The sequence below is a fragment of the Pseudorhizobium halotolerans genome (assembly GCF_902153235.2).
In the GTDB taxonomy this organism is placed as follows: domain Bacteria; phylum Pseudomonadota; class Alphaproteobacteria; order Rhizobiales; family Rhizobiaceae; genus Neorhizobium; species Neorhizobium flavum.
Genome location: NZ_CABFWE030000016.1, coordinates 153,198 through 169,149 on the forward strand (window position 1 = coordinate 153,198; position 15,952 = coordinate 169,149).

The 15,952-nt window shown below is 61.8% G+C and carries 15 protein-coding genes and 1 other RNA gene; 6 read left to right on the plus strand and 10 right to left on the minus strand.

Features of this window, described 5'->3' with window-relative positions:
- Nucleotides 1-17: 17 nt before the first annotated feature.
- The 7 genes from FN060_RS21030 to FN060_RS21060 all read right to left on the minus strand — a co-directional run bounded on the left by FN060_RS21030 (nucleotide 18) and on the right by FN060_RS21060 (nucleotide 6,864).
- A complete protein-coding gene (locus tag FN060_RS21030) occupies nucleotides 18-869 on the minus strand; it encodes an MBL fold metallo-hydrolase (RefSeq protein ID WP_142589905.1) in 852 nt (283 codons plus the stop codon).
- A gap of 98 nt (nucleotides 870-967) precedes the next feature.
- Nucleotides 968-1,792 carry a TIGR00282 family metallophosphoesterase gene (locus tag FN060_RS21035; protein ID WP_052639235.1) on the minus strand — a complete coding sequence of 275 codons (825 nt, stop codon included), beginning with the start codon at nucleotides 1,790-1,792 and terminating at the stop codon, nucleotides 968-970.
- Between the two features lie 15 nt (nucleotides 1,793-1,807).
- On the minus strand, nucleotides 1,808-2,383 hold the full coding sequence (locus FN060_RS21040; protein WP_142590139.1) for a 5-formyltetrahydrofolate cyclo-ligase: 576 nt from the start codon (nucleotides 2,381-2,383) through the stop codon (nucleotides 1,808-1,810).
- Nucleotides 2,383-3,672 carry a hemolysin family protein gene (locus tag FN060_RS21045; RefSeq protein ID WP_142589906.1) on the minus strand — a complete coding sequence of 430 codons (1,290 nt, stop codon included), beginning with the start codon at nucleotides 3,670-3,672 and terminating at the stop codon, nucleotides 2,383-2,385. Before FN060_RS21045 ends, FN060_RS21040 begins: the two co-directional genes overlap by 1 nt.
- 208 nt (nucleotides 3,673-3,880) lie before the next feature.
- Nucleotides 3,881-4,915: a sensor histidine kinase gene (locus FN060_RS21050; RefSeq protein WP_142589907.1), complete on the minus strand. Its 1,035-nt coding sequence runs from the start codon at nucleotides 4,913-4,915 to the stop codon at nucleotides 3,881-3,883.
- A gap of 9 nt (nucleotides 4,916-4,924) precedes the next feature.
- Entirely contained in the window at nucleotides 4,925-5,368 is a 444-nt protein-coding gene (locus FN060_RS21055; protein WP_052639238.1) for a response regulator, read from the minus strand.
- The gene (locus tag FN060_RS21060) at nucleotides 5,365-6,864 is read right to left on the minus strand and encodes a sensor histidine kinase (RefSeq protein WP_142589908.1); all 1,500 of its coding nucleotides are present in this window, start codon (nucleotides 6,862-6,864) and stop codon (nucleotides 5,365-5,367) included. Before FN060_RS21060 ends, FN060_RS21055 begins: the two co-directional genes overlap by 4 nt.
- 159 nt (nucleotides 6,865-7,023) lie before the next feature.
- Here FN060_RS21060 and FN060_RS21065 point away from each other — a divergent pair, with 159 nt between their 5' ends.
- Entirely contained in the window at nucleotides 7,024-7,245 is a 222-nt protein-coding gene (locus FN060_RS21065; RefSeq protein ID WP_142589909.1) for a hypothetical protein, read from the plus strand.
- 154 nt (nucleotides 7,246-7,399) lie between these two features.
- Nucleotides 7,400-8,218: an ion transporter gene (locus tag FN060_RS21070; RefSeq protein ID WP_142589910.1), complete on the plus strand. Its 819-nt coding sequence runs from the start codon at nucleotides 7,400-7,402 to the stop codon at nucleotides 8,216-8,218.
- A gap of 81 nt (nucleotides 8,219-8,299) precedes the next feature.
- On the opposite strand, the gene ssrS is transcribed toward FN060_RS21070, so the two are convergent.
- The 3 genes from ssrS to FN060_RS21085 all read right to left on the minus strand — a co-directional run bounded on the left by ssrS (nucleotide 8,300) and on the right by FN060_RS21085 (nucleotide 9,178).
- A non-coding RNA gene (gene ssrS, locus FN060_RS21075) (6S RNA) lies at nucleotides 8,300-8,458 on the minus strand.
- 49 nt (nucleotides 8,459-8,507) lie between these two features.
- A complete protein-coding gene (locus tag FN060_RS21080; protein WP_142589911.1) occupies nucleotides 8,508-8,882 on the minus strand; it encodes a cell division protein ZapA in 375 nt (124 codons plus the stop codon).
- 23 nt (nucleotides 8,883-8,905) lie between these two features.
- Nucleotides 8,906-9,178 (minus strand): DUF4164 domain-containing protein, encoded by a 273-nt coding sequence (locus tag FN060_RS21085; RefSeq protein ID WP_052639244.1) that lies wholly within the window; start codon nucleotides 9,176-9,178, stop codon nucleotides 8,906-8,908.
- 318 nt (nucleotides 9,179-9,496) lie between these two features.
- On the opposite strand from FN060_RS21085, the gene tkt reads away from it, so the two are divergent.
- From tkt to FN060_RS21105, 4 genes are all read left to right on the plus strand, one after another.
- Complete coding sequence (gene tkt, locus FN060_RS21090) at nucleotides 9,497-11,506, plus strand: transketolase (RefSeq protein ID WP_142589912.1); 2,010 nt, start codon at nucleotides 9,497-9,499, stop codon at nucleotides 11,504-11,506.
- A 36-nt stretch (nucleotides 11,507-11,542) separates the two neighbouring features.
- Nucleotides 11,543-12,547, plus strand: coding sequence for a type I glyceraldehyde-3-phosphate dehydrogenase (gap, locus tag FN060_RS21095; protein WP_142589913.1), 1,005 nt, complete (start codon nucleotides 11,543-11,545; stop codon nucleotides 12,545-12,547).
- A 226-nt stretch (nucleotides 12,548-12,773) separates the two neighbouring features.
- Nucleotides 12,774-14,615, plus strand: a complete 1,842-nt coding sequence (locus tag FN060_RS21100; protein ID WP_142589914.1) for a potassium/proton antiporter — start codon at nucleotides 12,774-12,776, stop codon at nucleotides 14,613-14,615.
- Nucleotides 14,616-14,701: 86 nt separating this feature from the next.
- Entirely contained in the window at nucleotides 14,702-15,898 is a 1,197-nt protein-coding gene (locus FN060_RS21105; protein ID WP_142589915.1) for a phosphoglycerate kinase, read from the plus strand.
- Nucleotides 15,899-15,952 lie beyond the last annotated feature (54 nt).

A 15,952-nucleotide genomic window follows, 5' to 3' on the forward strand; every position in this document is an offset into this window, starting at 1 on the left:
CACGCATCGCAGCCGTCTCACATCCCCTGGGGCACGAGGATGGTCGGCCGCCTGGGGAGCGTGCGCATGGAAACACGTATGGTCGGCTCCCGCGCGTAGGTGACATCGAAGCCCTCGCCAAGCATGGAGATGAACCGGTCGAGCGCGCCGGGCCGATGCATCGGCAGGATGATGGACGACCGCAACCGGTCGACGACCCGGCTCATGCTGTCGGCGCCGAGCGTCAACCCGCCGTCGACGGGGACCATGAGGATATCGAGCCGCCCGATCTCGCTATAGTGGCTGTCGGTGAGTTCGTGATGCAGGTGGCCCAGATGCCCGATGCAGAGGCCGGCAATTTCGAAGATGAAGATCGAATTACCGTTCTCTTCAAAATCCCCACCCCATGAGCGGATATCGGTCGCGACATTGCGGATATAGGCATCGCCCACCACGACACTATGCTGCGCCTTCTCACCCGGCATGTCGCTCCATCCGGGGAGGACATGGTTGATGCCGGCATCCGGAGCGAGCGTGAAGTGGGTGGAATGCGCCTTGTTCATTGTCACAACATCGGGAAGCCGCGAGGGCCTGTAGACGCCGCTGTAGTCGGTCGCGATGCCGATGCCGCCGGGGCTTTCGATGAAATAGGTGGAATGACCGACATAGGTGATCCTCACCGTCTCCCTGTCGACAAGTTCCGAAGGCTGTTCGGTCTGGGCAAGGATGACCGGCAGGGCATCCTGGGGAGACAAGCGGGCGAAGCGCGTATCCGGCAGTGACTGCGCGATCGCCTGGCACTGGCTGACCGCCACGGTAGCATCCTGTGCGGCGACTGACCCCGCAAGCGAAAGTCCGAATAAAAGGAAGGCGACAGTCCGCAGCATCATGCCACTCCCTGACCCGTTGTGCGGGAGAGAATGCGGCAACAACAAAAGGCGGTCCAGCGGCTTTGACCACCACTTTCCTCACATTTGTGTCATGAGGGTCAGGCCCAGAAGGCCGGTATCGTCTCGTTCAGGCGCGGACCAATTCGCAATGGCGCAATCTTCTCTGCCAGCCCACTGGAATCGGAGATCTCGATGCCGACACCGCAGATGGTCGCCGGACCGCTCGCGGCCTCGAAACGGCCCTTCGGCATCTTCGAGATGAAGCGGTTCAGCGGCTCTTCCTTGTCCATCCCGAGCGAGGAGTCGTAGTCACCGCACATGCCCGCATCCGACATGTAGCCGGTGCCGCCGTTGAGAATCTGGCAATCGGCGGTCGGCACATGGGTATGCGTTCCGACGACGAGGCTGGCGCGGCCATCGACGAAGTGGCCGAAGCACTGCTTCTCGCTGGTCGCCTCTGCATGAAAGTCGAACACGATCGCATCCGCCTGTTCCTTCAGCGGACAGGCATCGAGAATCGCTTCGGCGCTCTTGAACGGGTCGTCGAGTTCCGGATGCATGAACACCCGCCCCATGATGTTGGCGACCAGGATTCTCGCCCCGTTGCGGCCGTAGTAGATGCCGGAACCCCGACCCGGCGTTCCGGACGGATAGTTTGCGGGGCGGAGGAACTGCTCGTGGCGATCAGCAAAGACCACCGCCTCCTTCTGGTCCCAGACATGATTGCCGGTCGTCACCACATCGGCACCGGCGTTAATGGTTTCGAGGAAGATGTCTTCGGTGATCCCGAAGCCGCCTGCTGCGTTTTCGCCATTGACGATGACGAAATCGAGCCGCAGGTCCGAGATGAGGCCAGGAAGGCGTTCCCACACCGCCGTGCGCCCGCTCTTGCCAACCATGTCGCCGAGAAACAGAAGCCGCATGCTTGTCCAATCAAATCAGTCGAGGTGGCGCAGGCCACTTTCGGTCAGCACGGCCGGCAGTCTCACGTCGTGCGGTTCGGCGGGGACTGATGCCACTTCCTGGCAGTCGAAGGCAATCCCGATAAGACGCGGCTGCAGGTCTTTTTCGCGAAACCGGGCGATGGCGCGGTCATAATAGCCGCCTCCATAGCCGATCCGCTGACCGGTCGCATCGAAGGCGGCGACCGGCACCAGCATGATGTCCGGCTCCAGTTCGGCGGCATCCGGTCCCGGTGCTGATGTACCGAAACCGCAGTCGAGCAGTGGCGCACCGGGCACGAGTTCCCGGAATACGATCCGCTCCTTGTCGAGAATGACCGGCACGCAGATCCGCGCACCGCGCTGCCTCAGGCCCGCCATCAGCGGGCGCAGGTCCACCTCCGATCGAATAGGAAGGAAACCGGATACGATGTCGCCGGGGCTGACTGGGATTGTCGCGAGACCGTGATCCGCCAGTTGCAGGCTCTTCTCGATACGCTCCGCCATCGGGATCGCATCGCGGGCCGCCAGTCGGCCGGCCCTCAAGCGTGGTTTGCTTGCACTGTCGTCCATCATTCAGCCGGTTCTCCGGCTTTGCTGACAAGAAGCTTGTCGATCCGCCGGCCGTCGAGGTCGACCACCTCGAACTTCCAGCCCTGGCGTTCGAAGCATTCACCGAGTTCAGGCAGGTGCTTGATCTCATCGAGCACGAACCCGGCGACAGTCTCGTAATCCGGGTGCCCGTCTACTCGAAGGCCCATCTCATGAGAAAATTCATCGATCGGCATCCAGCCCGCCACCAGGAAGGAGCCGTCGTCGCGGGCGACGATGGCCGGCTCCTCCGTCTCGTCCTCCTGGAAGACACCGGTGATGGCCTCAAGAATGTCCCCCGAAGTGATGATGCCCTCGAAGTGCCCGTACTCGTCATAGACCAGGACCATGTGCGACGTCGTGCGCCGCAGTGCCTGTATTACGTCCAGCGCACCGGTCAGGTCGGAGACAACGGGCGCGTCCCGCATCAGGGACCTGATGTCGAAATTCTTGCCGGTGGCGATGAAGTCAAAGGCGTCCTTGACGAAGAGAACGCCCAGGATTTCGTCGGAACTCCCGTTGCGAACGGGCAGACGCGAACGCTGAGTAGCTCTCAACTGCTCCCGGATTTCCGCCGCATCGTCCTCGATGTCCACCACCTCGACGTCGCGGCGCGGGGTCATCAATCCGCGCGCCGTGCGGTCTGCAAGCCGCATGACGCCGGAAATCATCGCCGATTCCTCGGTCTCGATGACGCCGGCGCTCTGGGCTTCGGCAAGAACGGTCCGGATTTCCTCGTCCGTCACCCGATCGGCAGACGCGCCCTTCTGCCCCAGCAGGCCGAGAACGAGTTTGCCGGAAATGTCCAACAGCCAGACGAGCGGCGCGCCGATCTTGGCGACCAGCGTCATCGCCGGAGCAACGCGCGCCGCGACCGTTTCGGGAGCCCGCAACGCAATCTGCTTCGGAACCAGTTCACCGACGATGAGAGAGAGATAGGTGATGGCGACAACGACCGTACCGACGCCGATGGCGTTCGCCGTGCCGACTGCCAGACCCTGCGTCGCCAGCCATCCCGCAAAGCGCGATCCAAGCGTTGCGCCGGAGAATGCACCGGACAGGATACCGACCAGCGTGATGCCGATCTGAACCGAGGACAGGAACCGGCCCGGGTCATCGGCGAGGCGGATCGCCATCCTGGCACCCTTGTTCCCCTGCTCGGCCATGACTTTCAGCCGTACTGGGCGCGACGAAACGACGGCAAGTTCCGACATGGCAAGAACGCCGTTGAGGACGGTAAGCGCGAGGACGATCGAAATTTCGACTAACAAGAGAAGCTCTCTGTTGGGACGGAAGCCACCCGCTTGCGCGCTGCATCGGCAGCGCGACTGGATGCAGATCGCCCAGAAACTTCCGTCCAGGGATTTCGCAGCCGTCTCGTGCCAACATCGCACCGACAGAGGTCGCTTATCCAGGTGAAGAAAATGATAGGGCTCGGGAGCCCCGGTGGCAATGGCGGCCAACTGGTCGACATGGGCGTCAGGACTGGAGCGACAGAAGGAGTTCGGCGCGGGTCCCGCTGGCTCTCGGCCTGTACTGGACGGCTGAGCCGAGCGTCGCAGCCATGGACTTGACGATGCGGCTGCCGAGACCCGTGCCCTTGGGCGCATCGTTCTGCGTCCAACCGATACCGTCATCCTCGACGCTCAGGAGCACCCTCTCCCCTCCCTGCTGCTGCAGAGCGACACGAACCTCTCCCTCGCCTCCCTCGGGATAGGCATACTTGATCGCATTGGTAAGGAGCTCGGTGACGATCATCCCGACGGACACGGCTCGGTCGGAGGCAAGTGATACCGGATCGGCCTCAAGCCGGATCACCGGCCCCTGCTGTTCCATGTTGACCGAATTCTGGACTTCCTTGACGAGTGTCCCGAGATACTTGTCCATCTCCACCTGCCGCACATCGTCGGACGTGTAGAGGCTGCGGTGCATGCCGGCGATCGCCGTGATGCGCGCCTGGGTCTCGGTCAGCGCCTCCTTGACCTCTTCGCTCCGGCTGTTGGAGACCTGCAGGCGAATGAGGGCAGCGACGAGCGCCAGGCTGTTAGCGACGCGATGATTGACTTCGGCCAGCAGGACTTCCGCCCGTTCCTTGCCAAGCCGGATCTCCTGGTCGGCCTTTTCCTTGGCCTGCCGCAGCTCGGCATTGGTGATGGCCTGCCGCAGCGCGCTTTCCATCAATGGCCAGAATTCCTCCCCGACCGTCTTGATGACATAGTCGGAGGCACCGCTCTTGAGAGCCTCGATAGCGATGGTCGCCTCGCTTGAGCCGGTGACGTAGATGACGGGAAGCGAGATATTGCGCTGCTTCAACGCGGCCAGGATCTGCAGCCCCGTTTCCGAACGCAGGTAGTGGTCCAGCACGATCGCTGAGAACGATCCGTTCTCCAGCGCCTCCAATGCCGAAGACGAATCCGCGGCATGCACGACGTCATAGCCGGCACGCCCCAGATATCTCTGCGCCAGGCGGGCCAGCGCGAGATCGTCGTCGACATAGAGTATGGTCTGCGGCATCTGCTTCCGTTATTGCCCCGGCACTTGCATCACAGAGAAAAACAGACCGAGCTGACGGATCGCATGGGCGAAGCTGTCGTAGTCGACGGGCTTCGTGATGTAGACGTTCGCACCGAGGTCATAACAACGCTGAATTTCCCGCTCGTCGTCCGTGGTGGTCAGGATGACGACCGGCAGGCGCTTCGCATGCGGGTTGGACTTCACCTTCTCCAGGATGTCAATGCCCGACATGTCCGGCAGGTTGAGATCGAGGAGGATCAGAAGGTGGCGGTCCTGGGTACTGACGCCGGTACGATCGCTGCCGAGGATGTAGTCCAGCGCGGCATTGCCGTTCATGAACGGAACGATCTCATTGTTGACGCCGGCGCGCCGGACGTTCTTCTCGATGAGGCGCGCATGGCCTTCATCATCTTCCACCATGACGATGGTGACTTCCTTCGCTGCAGCTTTCATGACCCGCTACTCCTGACATACTGGGACAGATCCGTGGGCAGCCGGATGATGAAAGTGGATCCGCCCCCCAAGGTCGACGTCACGGTAATCTCGCCGCCTAAATTTCTGACTAACGATCGCACGTGGGCAAGGCCTATACCCTCTCCCGCCTTGTCTTGCACGCCGGATCTGCGGAATAGTTCGAAAACTCTCTCGTGATCTTCCGGCGCGATACCGCGTCCATTGTCCTCCACCTCGATCCGGACGCCATTTCGCCTTGCAGGCATGGCCCGCACCGCAAGATGCAACGGACGGTCCGGATGCCGGTACTTCACCGCGTTGTCGAACAGGTTGCCGAAGATCTGTTCCAGGGAAAATCGGTCCGAGACCATGCCCCGCGCACCACCGACCGCGATGCGGATCTCGCCCCCTGCCTCGTCGACCTGATGGTATATCGCGGCCGCCGTGTTCTCCAGTAGTTCTGCCAGGTCGACTGGCTCAGGCTTCAGCTCACGCCGCCCGTCCCGTGAGATCTTCAGGATCGCGTTGATCAGTGCATCCATCTTCTTGGTCGAGGAGCGGATGAAGGAAATTGCCTCGGGCAGGTCCTCCTCCACGGCTAGTCGCGCATCCCTGATCTCTTCTTCCGTCAGCGTCCCGCCTTCGGCCAGGACATAGGTCTTGACCGCGGAGAGCGTGGCGTCGAGTTCGCTGGTAAAACCCATGATGTTGACGAGCGGCGCACGCAGGTCGTGCGAGACGATGTAGGCGTAGCGCTGGATTTCCCGGTTAGCCTGCATGAGGTCTTCCGTTCGCTCCTCGACCCGTTCCTCAAGGCTTGCATTCAGTTCCTCGACCGCGGTGCGGGCCCGCGAGAGTTCTCGGACATGCTGGGCGACAATGAGAATCGCACCGCCGACCACCGCAATGATGACAATGCCACCGCCGATTGCAAACCATTGCATCGAAGCAGCGGAATCCGACAACTCTTCAGCACCGGTGTCCAGCCTGACCTGGAATGAGTCGATGAAGCCCTGGAGCAAGTCCCGGAGTTCGTTCATGACCTGCCGACCATAGCTGGAGCGAACGACCTCGATCGCTCCGGCGACGTCACCTGCATCCACCATCGCCACGGTCTGTCTCAGCTCTGAAAGCTTCTCGTTGGTCAGATGCTCGACCCGGCCGATCTGGTCGGCCATCGAAGCCTCTGCCTTAAGCGCATCTCGCAATTTCTCCATTCGCAGGGGGAGCTCACGCAGGGACTGCTGGTACGGCTCCAGAAACGCCTTGTCCTGACTTAGCAGGTAACCGCGCTGGCCAGTTTCCGCGGCATGAAGCAGGATCAGCATGTCGGCAGAAGCCGCGCGAGCCGTCCGCAACTGCATGACGTTGTCGAAATAGGCCTGCGTCATCCTCGCTTGAATGAGAGACGAGAGCACGATGCCGACAAGGATGATGGCACCGACCAGAAGCATCAGGATCGATGAACGTGCGAAGGTATTCGTATTGAGCGGCATGGCATCCCGGCGTTTTGAGGCAGCGGGAAACTCGGGCTTGCGCCCGCCAAAGTCAAGGATTCGACTTTCGTCTAATGTATTCTTTAGTCGGTGCTAATTCTCGCACTGTTCCCTGCGGAAAAACGCGTTATCGTGGGTGTCTGGGAGGGGGATTAAGTGATGGAAGAGAACCGCGTCGAATTGATTGCGCAGAGCAACCTTTTCAACGTCCGCATCGTGGAGAATGGCCTCTCGACGGAGAGGCAGTTCAGGGTTCGCGCCTTTGCCACTTCCTGGGCAGAAGGGCAAAGTCTCCGCCTGGGCGTCCATGTGGTCCAGGAAATATCGCCGGCCACGGAGCCGAGAACCTCTGCCCCCTCCGATCGCCACTCTCAACTTTGATTCAAAGATGCGTCTTACTCTCTGGGCCAGCCGACAATTGCAGCAGACGCCCACAGTGTATTTCCGACCTATTCTCTAGCCGCAGGCATAGACGCCCTTGACGAAACAAGCTCGCTGGCATCTTCCTCTCCGCGATTTCAGGGGAAGAATCCAAATGCGTGAGACGCTCGTCCGACTGCTCGCCTCCCGGCTATGGGAACAGGTGATCATCACCATCATCGTATTGAACTCGATTGTCCTGGGTTTGATGACTTACCCCGGGATCGTCGCAGCCTATGGACCGGTCCTGCGGTTCCTCGACGCCGTGATCCTCGCCATCTTCGTGGTGGAACTGGTGGTGCGCATCTACGCGTTTGGCCCACGGTTCTTCCGCGATCCCTGGAGCCTGTTCGACTTTTCGGTCGTGGCGATTGCACTCATTCCCGCCACTGGTCCGTTCCAGGTGCTCCGCGCCTTGCGCATCCTGAGGGCGCTGCGGCTGATCTCGACAATGCCGGCGCTGCGCCGGGTGGTCGGAGGTCTCATCTCCGCCCTGCCCGGCATGAGTTCGATCCTGGTTCTGATGGCAATGCTGTTCTACGTCGCTGCAGTCATGGGCACCAACCTCTTCGGCCAGAGCTTTCCCGAGTGGTTTGGCACCCTGTCGGCTTCGCTCTACACCCTTTTCCAGGTGATGACTTTGGAGAGTTGGTCCATGGGCATTGTCAGACCGGTGATGGAAGTCCATCCGCAGGCCTGGGCCTTCTTCGTGCCGTTCATCCTGCTGTCTACCTACGCGGTCCTGAACCTTTTCATCGGTGTTATCGTGTCCGCCATGCAGCAGGAATCCGAAGCATCCGCCTCCGCCGACCGGCAGGTTCTTCACGACGATACGGTTACGATACTGGCGGAGATCAGGGCGCTCCGCAGCGAGGTGGAAGCCCTGCGGGCCGAAGGCGCCATCAGGCATGGCCGCGATGGTGAAACTGTCTGATGGCGAAACGGCGCCCATGGGCGCTTCTGCCCGAAACGTCGCCAACGGGGTATATGCGCGATCTGGAAAGACATTAGAGAAGTGCGATCCACGGCAACCGATGGAGAGTTACGATCCTGGGTGCCTACAAACGTAGGTGGGCGCCATATGTCCAAGCCCACGGGCCTGGTCAGGGACAGCTCCCTTTGGATCGAGTATGGCCCCAGGGATTGTGGTTCCTGTCGTGAGGCGCAGACCGCATCCAAGATATAGGCGCAAAATCGACCTTGCGCCAGTGGCGGTCGCGGTTTCAATTAAGTGAAGTCGTCCGGCCCGTCAGCTTGGCCGCCAGCGAGTCCAGTCGGCCGGTCAGCTCACTGAGCGTCGACACCAGGACCTGCTCATTTTGGTCGCGGTCCTCGAGAGCGCCTGCCCGGGCAGAGTTGAGCTTCTCCACCTCCGCCTCCAGGTTTGCCACCTTGCGCGACAGCTCCGACAGCTCATCCATGACCATGATGCCGGCCATGACCGTAATCCGCAGGTCACCGATCTCGCCGAACTGGGATTTCAGATGGCCCACATATTGGTCGAAACGGGCGGCGAGCCCGGTCAGGTGGTCTTCCTGCCCCTCCTCGCAGGCCATGCGGTAGGCCTTGCCGTCGATCGTAACCGTCACCTGGGCCATGTCTCACTTCCCCTGTCGTGCCGTCAGCGATCCAGAACTGCGCGGATCGTTTCCATTGCGGTGACGAGCCGACGGGAGACCTCGCGGTTGACCTCTTCCAGGCGGTTCGCGCGGAACTGCGACTGGTCGAGCTCCTGCGCCAGGCGCGCCCGGTCCTCGTGCACCCGCCTTACCTCGCCCTCGATCTCGCTGTTCTGGCGCTGGTGCTCGATGCGCATGTCGACCGCATTCTCCAGGCGGCCGATGACAGCAGCCAGTTCCGCGAGCGCCTGATCCAACGTCTTGTCCGCCGGCATCCATGTCTTCCGTTGAATATGGCCCATGCGCCGACTCGGAACGGCGTCATCTGCCGAGAATGTCGTCAGCCTATTCTTGCCGACCCGAGGGGTCAACAAAACCGCGACCTAGTGCGCGTCAATCCTGTGAATCGTCGAGCACGCCTGCAACCGGAATACTAGTCGCGACGCCCTTGCGGGACTTGCGATCGCTGGTCTCTGCGGCATCCTGGGAATGCCGGGTTTGTTGACTTGTGCGGCGCACCTGCTAAGGATCAGCCCGCTTTCATCCGGTCCCCGTCAGGACCGTGAACGACACCCGGAAACAGCGGAATAGCCATGATCTCTCGCGAAAAACACAATCGGATGGCGAACGCGATCCGCTTCCTCTCCATGGATGCAGTCGAGAAGGCCAATTCCGGCCATCCAGGCCTGCCCATGGGCGCCGCTGACGTCGCGACCGTCCTGTTCACCCGCTACATGAACTTCGACCCGAAGAACCCGCTCTGGGCCGATCGTGATCGTTTCGTGCTGTCGGCAGGCCATGGGTCGATGCTCCTCTATTCCCTGCTCTACCTGACGGGCTACGACGACATCACCATCGACGACCTCAAGGAATTCCGCCAGCTCGGTTCCAAGACGGCCGGTCATCCTGAATACGGCCATATCTCGGGGATTGAAACCACCACCGGCCCTCTTGGTCAGGGACTGGCCAATGCCGTCGGCATGGCGATCGCCGAGCGCAAGCTGGCCGAGGAATTTGGCCCAGAACTTCAGGATCACCACACCTATGTGCTTGCCGGCGACGGCTGCCTGATGGAGGGGATCAGCCAGGAGGCTATCGCGCTTGCCGGGCACCTGAAGCTCAACAAGCTCATCGTCTTCTGGGACGACAATTCCATCACCATCGACGGTGCCGTCTCACTGTCGGATTCCACCGACCAGATCGCCCGCTTCAAGGCGGTCAACTGGAACACGATTCAGGTCGACGGCCACGATCCGGACGCCATCGGTGCAGCCATCGAGGCGGCGCAGATCTCAGACAAGCCGACCCTCATTGCCTGCAAGACCGTGATCGGCTTCGGCGCCCCCAACAAGCAGGGGTCGCACAAGGTGCATGGCAGCCCGCTCGGTGCCGACGAAATCGCAGCCGCGCGCAAGTCACTGGAATGGGAGGCGGAAGCCTTCAGCGTTCCGGCCGACGTCCTCGACGCATGGCGCCTCGCCGGGCTGCGCTCCACCAAGGTGCGCAAGGAATGGGAGGAGCGTCTCGCAGCCTCCCCGACCGAAAAGCGCGCCGAGTTCATCCGTCGTTTCGCTGGCGACCTGCCGGGAAGCTTCGACAGCACGATCGACACCTTCAAGAAGAAGCTTGCCGAAAACAATCCGACGGTCGCCACCCGCAAGGCCTCGGAAGATGTTCTCGAAGTCGTCAACGGGCTTCTGCCCGAAGTCTTGGGCGGGTCCGCCGACTTGACGCCGTCGAACAACACCAAGACCAGCCAGATGAAGGCAATCACGCCGACCGATTTCTCGGGGCGCTATATCCACTACGGCATCCGCGAACACGGCATGGCCGCGGCGATGAACGGTATTGCCCTGCACGGAGGCCTGATCCCCTATGGTGGCGGCTTCCTGATCTTCTCGGATTACTGCCGGCCGTCCGTGCGCCTGGCCGCCCTCATGGGCATCCGCGTCGTTCACGTGTGGACGCATGATTCCATCGGCGTCGGCGAAGACGGCCCGACCCACCAGCCGATCGAGCATCTCGCGTCGCTGCGGGCGATCCCGAACCTGCTCCTCTTCCGTCCGGCCGACGAGACCGAGACGGCCGAATGCTGGCAGCTCGCGCTGAAGGAAAAGAAGCGTCCGTCCGGTCTGGCCCTGACGCGCCAGAACCTGACGCCCGTCCGCAAGGACTATGAGGAGAAGAACCTCTGCGCCTATGGTGCCTACGACCTCATCTCGGCTAGCGATGCCAAAGTGACGATCTTTGCATCGGGTTCCGAGGTCGAGATCGCCGTCAAGGCTGCCGGGCAGCTCAACCAGAAGGGCGTCGCGACCCGTGTTGTCTCGGTGCCCTGTGTGGAACTGTTCATGGAACAGCCCGACGATTACCGCGAGGCGATCATCGGCACTTCGCCGGTCAAGATCGCCGTGGAGGCGGCTGTCCGGGAAGGCTGGGATGCCCTGATCGGTTCCGACGGCATCTTCATCGGCATGAAGTCCTTCGGGGCATCGGCGCCGGGCAAGGATCTCTACAAGCATTTCGGCATAACGGCGGAAGCCGTGGTGGCGGCGGCCGAGAAGCGACTTCCTGAAGCCGTTCCTTCGCGTCAGCAAGGTTGAACCATACGTTACGACAGTCAGACGGGAGTATGTGAAATGACAGTGAAAGTGGGCATCAACGGTTTTGGCCGCATCGGCCGCAACGTCCTGCGCGCGATCCAGGAATCCGGCCGCACCGACATCGAAGTCGTGGCCATCAACGATCTGGGCCCGGTCGAGACCAACGCCCACCTGCTGCGCTATGACAGCGTGCACGGCAAGTTTCCGGCCGAGGTGCGGGTGGAAGGCGACTCGATCGTCGTTGCCGGCGGTAAGCCGATCAAGGTAACGGCGGTCAAGGATCCCAAGGAACTGCCCTGGGGCGATGTCGACATCGCCATGGAGTGCACCGGCATCTTCACCTCCAAGGAGAAGGCCTCGCTCCACCTCTCCAACGGCTCCAAGCGCGTCCTCGTCTCGGCCCCGGCCGACGGTGCGGACAAGACCATCGTCTTCGGCGTCAACCACGACACGCTGACGAAGGACGACCTCGTCGTCTCCAACGCGTCCTGCACGACCAACTGCCTGGCACCTGTTGCCTATGTCCTGCACAAGGCATTCGGCATCGAGAAGGGCTACATGACCACGGTTCACTCCTACACGGGTGACCAGCCGACCCTCGACACCATGCACAAGGATCTCTACCGGGCCCGGGCCGCGGCCCTGTCGATGATCCCGACATCCACCGGTGCCGCCAAGGCCGTCGGCCTCGTCCTGCCGGAACTGAAGGGCAAGCTGGACGGCTCGGCGATCCGCGTACCCACCCCGAACGTCTCGGTCGTCGACCTGAAGTTCATCCCCTCGCGCAACGTCACGAAGGAAGAAGTCAACGAGGCGATCAAGGCTGCCGCCGAAGGTGAACTGAAGGGCATCCTCGACTACGTCACCGGACCGCTGGTCTCGATCGACTTCAACCACGACGCCCATTCTTCGAACTTCGCGGCTGACCAGACCAAGGTTCTGGAAGGCAACCTCGTCCGCATCCTGACGTGGTACGACAACGAGTGGGGCTTCTCGAACCGCATGTCCGATACGGCTGTGGCCATGGGCAAGCTCATCTAAGCTCTTCATAAATCGAAATCAGAAAAGCGGCGGCCGGCATCCGGTCCGCCGCTTTTTCTTTTACCTGCCCTTCTGTTGCCGGATTTGTTCCCGTCTTATCTATGGCAGGTTCGATTCTTCCGCTCGCGGAAATCCACGACAATATGCTGCTTGGAGCTTCGGGCGCGTCGCCGTGATGGACGGTGCAAGCGGGATCCGAACTGTCCGGAAAAGGGTAAGACCGAAGATGGTAGAGGCATTCTACATATTCCTGTTGGTCGGCACGATCCTCGTGCTGGCGGCGGCCTTTTCCAGTCTCATCGCCTTCCGCTTCGGCGCGCCGCTGCTGCTTGTCTTTCTGTCTATCGGCCTCATCGCCGGGGTGGATGGCCTCGGCATCGCCTTCGACAACTTCGCGTTTGCCTACATGCTGGGCTCGCTCGCGCTAGCGGTCATCCTCTTCGATTCAGGCTTTGGGACATCAATCCATTCATTCCGTGTCGCCGCCTGGCCTGCGCTCACCCTTGCCTCGATAGGCGTCGTCCTGACCGCATCCCTCTTCGCATTCGGCGCCATGCTGCTGCTCGACCTCTCCTGGCTCGAAGGTCTTCTGCTCGGTTCGATCGTCGGTTCCACCGATGCGGCAGCCGTCTTCTTCCTGCTGCGCATCGGCGGCATCAACATCCGCGAACAGGTCCGTTCCACGCTGGAAGTCGAATCCGGCACTAACGACCCGATGGCGATCTTCCTGACCATCGCACTCGTGGAGGTCCTGGCCAGCGGGGAAGGACTTTCGGGCCTCGATGCGCAATTCCTGATGCTGTTCGTCGAGCAGATGGCGCTCGGCCTCCTCTTCGGCCTTCTAGGTGGCATGATGATCGTCTGGATCCTCAACCGCTTCACCTCCGACCGCAGCCTGGCACCCATCTTCGCGCTTGCGCTCGGCCTTCTGGTGTTCGCCTTCACGGGCGCGATCGGCGGTAGCGGCTTCCTGGCCGTCTATGTTGCGGGCATCTACTCCGGCAACCGCAGGATCTTCGCACGAGAGGCCATCGCTCGCTTTCACGCGGGACTGACGTGGCTTGCCCAGATCATCATGTTCATCGTGCTCGGTCTGCTCGCCACCCCGTCACAGTTCCCGTCGATCGCCATCCCGGCAATACTCCTCGGGCTCTTCCTGGTCTTCATCGCGCGCCCGCTGGCAGTCTGGCTGAGCCTCCTGCCCTTCCAGATGACGCAGCAGGAGACCGGCTTCGTCGCCTGGGTCGGGCTGCGTGGAGCGGTATCGATCCTGCTCGCCATCCTGCCGATGCTGGGTGGCATGGAAAACGGTCTCCTGTTCTTCAATACGGCCTTCATCATCGTCATGGTCTCGCTGGTCCTGCAGGGGTGGACCATCAAGCCGATGGCGCGCAAGCTCGGGCTGATCATTCCGCCGCGTATGGGCGAGGTTGACAAGATCGAACTCGACCTGCCGGGGAAGTCCACGCACGAACTCCTTTCATACCGCGTCATGAAGGACAGCCCGATCCTGCGCGGTGAACGCATCCCTCGCTGGGCCATGCCGTCGCTCGTCATCCGCGACGGTCGCAGCATGCGCTATCAATATGCGGGCCGGCTGCAGGAGGGCGACCAGGTCTACCTGTTCGTTACGCCGCCCTATATCCGCCTGCTGGACCGGCTCTTTGCCAGCCGCGCGCCGGTGGAAGAGGATGACGAGGATTTCTTTGGTGCCTTCGCGATTTCGCCCTCGCGGCCTGCCAAGGAACTCGACGCCGCCTATGGCCCGGGCCTTCTGTCACCGACCGAGCAGAACATGACCATCGCGGACCTCCTGACGCATCGGCTCGGAGGAAGAGCCGAGTATGCAGATCGCGTGCGCTTCGGTTCTGTGGTGCTGATCGTCCGGGACCTGGACGAACAGGATGCCATCAAGAGCGTCGGCGTTTCACTCGAACCGGTAGAACCGGCCACGGCGCTGCCCGTGTTCATCAACATGCGCGAGATCGCCCACAGGGTCCGTGACCGCCTCCGGCAGTATCGCGGCAAATCGATCAAAGCGCCGGAGGCACGGCACCACGGCGAATAGAGTATGCCAGGCGCGACGCTCGTGCCTTGCGCGACGGATCAGGAATAGTATGGTCCGTCGCGACCAAGTGCCTACGAGGATCATCCATGCCTGCTTTCAAGACTCTCGACGACCTCACCGACATTGCCGGGAAGCGTGTGCTCCTGCGCGTCGATCTCAACGTTCCGGTTGCAGACGGTGAAGTGACCGATGCAACCCGTATCGAGCGCGTCGCGCCGACAATCCGTGAGCTCTCCGACAAAGGGGCCAAGGTGATCCTGCTCGCGCATTTCGGCCGTCCCAAGGGAGCAGTGGTCCCGGATATGTCCTTGTCGGTGATCTCGTCGGCGGTCGAACAGGTTCTGGACCACGCCGTCTTCTTTGCCTCCGACTGCATCGGAGCGCCGGCCGAGGAGGCCATCGCCAAGATGAATGACGGCGATATCCTGCTCCTGGAGAACACGCGCTTTCACAAGGGCGAGGAGAAGAACGATCCCGACTTCACCGCGGCACTTGCGAAGAACGGGGACATCTACGTCAACGACGCCTTCTCCGCCGCGCACCGCGCCCACGCATCGACCGAGGGGCTGGCCCATCACCTGCCCTCCTATGCCGGCCGCACGATGCAGGCGGAACTGGAGGCTCTTGAAAAAGGTCTCGGCAACCCCGCCCGTCCCGTGGTCGCGATCGTCGGCGGCGCCAAGGTTTCGACCAAGATCGACCTCCTGATGAACCTCGTGAAGAAGGTGGACGCGCTGGTCATTGGCGGCGGCATGGCGAACACCTTCCTGGCCGCCCGCGGCGTTTCCGTCGGCAAATCGCTGTGCGAGCACGACCTTGCGACGACCGCGAACAACATCATGGCAGAAGCGGAAGCCTCCGGCTGTGCCATCGTCCTGCCGGTAGACGGTGTCATCGCCCGGGAATTCAAGGCGGGCGCCGAGAGCGAAGTGGTGGCCATCGACGCAATCCCGGCCGATGCGATGGTGCTGGACGTGGGACCGGAGTCCATCGAGAAGGTCAATGACTGGATCTCCAAGGCGCAGACGCTGGTTTGGAACGGGCCGCTCGGGGCATTCGAGATAGCGCCCTTCGACAAGGCTACCGTCGCGGCTGCCCGTCACGCTGCGGAAGAGACGCGGTCCGGTAAGCTCGTGTCGATCGCTGGTGGCGGCGATACGGTCGCCGCGCTCAACCACGCCGGCGTCGCAGACGACTTCACCTACATCTCGACGGCGGGCGGCGCCTTCCTCGAGTGGATGGAAGGCAAGGAGCTTCCGGGCGTCGCGGTGCTCGCGAAGTAAGAGAAGCCTTGAAGGCGCGTAAGCTAGAGGCTGGCGCGCCTTCATCAACCACGT

What these genes read in the sequence shown, in the direction of transcription:
- FN060_RS21030 (WP_142589905.1), bottom strand. Translation starts at nt 869, where the DNA reads ATGATGCTGCGGACTGTCGCCTTCCTTTTATTCGGACTTTCGCTTGCG.
- FN060_RS21035 (WP_052639235.1), bottom strand. Translation starts at nt 1,792, where the DNA reads ATGCGGCTTCTGTTTCTCGGCGACATGGTTGGCAAGAGCGGGCGCACG.
- FN060_RS21040 (WP_142590139.1), bottom strand. Translation starts at nt 2,383, where the DNA reads ATGGACGACAGTGCAAGCAAACCACGCTTGAGGGCCGGCCGACTGGCG.
- FN060_RS21050 (WP_142589907.1), bottom strand. Translation starts at nt 4,915, where the DNA reads ATGCCGCAGACCATACTCTATGTCGACGACGATCTCGCGCTGGCCCGC.
- FN060_RS21055 (WP_052639238.1), bottom strand. Translation starts at nt 5,368, where the DNA reads ATGAAAGCTGCAGCGAAGGAAGTCACCATCGTCATGGTGGAAGATGAT.
- FN060_RS21060 (WP_142589908.1), bottom strand. Translation starts at nt 6,864, where the DNA reads ATGCCGCTCAATACGAATACCTTCGCACGTTCATCGATCCTGATGCTT.
- FN060_RS21065 (WP_142589909.1), top strand. Translation starts at nt 7,024, where the DNA reads ATGGAAGAGAACCGCGTCGAATTGATTGCGCAGAGCAACCTTTTCAAC.
- FN060_RS21070 (WP_142589910.1), top strand. Translation starts at nt 7,400, where the DNA reads ATGCGTGAGACGCTCGTCCGACTGCTCGCCTCCCGGCTATGGGAACAG.
- FN060_RS21080 (WP_142589911.1), bottom strand. Translation starts at nt 8,882, where the DNA reads ATGGCCCAGGTGACGGTTACGATCGACGGCAAGGCCTACCGCATGGCC.
- FN060_RS21085 (WP_052639244.1), bottom strand. Translation starts at nt 9,178, where the DNA reads ATGCCGGCGGACAAGACGTTGGATCAGGCGCTCGCGGAACTGGCTGCT.
- tkt (WP_142589912.1), top strand. Translation starts at nt 9,497, where the DNA reads ATGATCTCTCGCGAAAAACACAATCGGATGGCGAACGCGATCCGCTTC.
- gap (WP_142589913.1), top strand. Translation starts at nt 11,543, where the DNA reads ATGACAGTGAAAGTGGGCATCAACGGTTTTGGCCGCATCGGCCGCAAC.
- FN060_RS21100 (WP_142589914.1), top strand. Translation starts at nt 12,774, where the DNA reads ATGGTAGAGGCATTCTACATATTCCTGTTGGTCGGCACGATCCTCGTG.
- FN060_RS21105 (WP_142589915.1), top strand. Translation starts at nt 14,702, where the DNA reads ATGCCTGCTTTCAAGACTCTCGACGACCTCACCGACATTGCCGGGAAG.